Genomic DNA, 1,684 nt, shown 5'->3' on the forward strand with positions numbered 1-1,684 from the left:
CCATACCACCAGAGGGAAATGGGCCATTATTAAGCTCCAAAACCTCAAGAACATTGGGATTGAATGAAAGATGGACTTCCGCTCCCTTAAGATTAAGAACATCATCTATTCTAATTTCTTCAACAAATTCATCATTCTTTGCCACAATCCTTGATTGGGGAATAACCCTTAAGAAGGTGGGAGGAAGAAGAACAAATGTCGTGGTGGCAAGGTTGCCATAGCTATCTGTGGCAGTAATTATCTTTGTTCCCGGGAGTTGGGTGCTGACGATGAAAGTAGTGGAAAAGGTGCCGTTTGCACTTGATTGGGTTGTGGTGATTGTAAGATGAGTGCCGAAGTCAATCGTAACAAGGGTATTCGTAGCAAAACCCATTCCTTGTATGGTAATAGGTGTGCCAATTAAAGCAGAAGAAGGGGTAAGAGAGGTAATTATTGGAAGCCAAGGATAATATTCTACCCAATCACTTACTTTATCCCCTTGACCTGATGGATTTGTTATGGGATGCTCTGGACCTGAACTTGCTCCCCACCAATTAAAGGTTGCAGAGATTGTTCCTGAGCTTCCATCGTGATAGACTCCATAACCCTTGGTTAAATCACCATTTTTGTTGCCATAGAGGTTGTTGTAATGGATTTCAGGATTAGAGTTTGAGAGGGAATATACTCCATATCCTTGACCATAGCTACCATATCCTGCCGGACCTACTCCTCTTTGACCTCCAGTGTTGTTGGAAATTGTATTTTCTCTAATGGTATTTCCTGTTGAAGAATAAAGGTATATCCCACAACCAATTCCACCTGACCCACCTGAAGCACTTATTCCACCTCCACCTCCTTGACCTCCTGTATTTGCTAATATTGTATTTTCTGAAATAGGATTGTTTGCTGAATTATAAAAATAAATCCCGCAGCCAATACCACCAACGCCACCTGAAGCAAAGCTCTTTCCTGTTCCTCCACTGCCTCCTTGGTTACTTGTAATGATATTTCCTTGTATAGTGTTATTTATTGAAGAAGAAAGATATATTCCACATCCAATTCCTCCAACCCCTCCTGAATTTCCCTTTCCTCCACTGCCTCCTTGGTTACTTGTAATGATATTTCCTTGTATAGTGTTATTTATTGAAGAAGAAAGATATATTCCACATCCAATTCCTCCAACCCCTCCTTGTCCATCTGAATCCCCAAATGTTCCCCCGCTACCTCCTTGGTTGTTTATAATGGTATTTTCTAAGATAGTAATGCTTGTTGAATTATAAAGATATATTCCACGCCCAATTTCACCTAAACCCCCACCTGTTTCTCCATTTTTACCAATCCCGCCAGCAATAAAGTTATTTTTAATAATAAAACCTGTGCAGTTTATAAGGACAATCCTTCCTAGGTTTGTTGAGCCAGAACCTACAAGAGTTAGTATCTGATTTTCAATTGTTACTCCTGATTGATTGTAATAATAATGAATTGGTTCATTATTATAAGTGTTCGTTTTATCAATAATGTTGTTATAGCTGTTTGGATTAATATAAACTCCGTATCCATTTCCTGAGACACCACTTAACCCACTAAGATATCCCCCTCCTCCTCCGCTACCTCCTTGGCTACTTGCAATAGTGTTTCCTTGTATAGTGTTATTTATTGAAGAATAAAGATATATTCCACAACCAATTCCTCCCTGTCCACCTGA

Annotated in this window: 1 protein-coding gene; it reads right to left on the reverse strand. The window is 39.7% G+C overall.

Features of this window, described 5'->3' with window-relative positions:
- The coding region (locus AB1630_11355) for a right-handed parallel beta-helix repeat-containing protein (protein MEW6104390.1) at nt 1–1,684 on the reverse strand (1,684 nt) is incomplete at both ends.

Source organism: bacterium (assembly GCA_040753555.1).
GTDB lineage: Bacteria > UBA9089 > UBA9088 > UBA9088 > UBA9088 > JBFLYE01.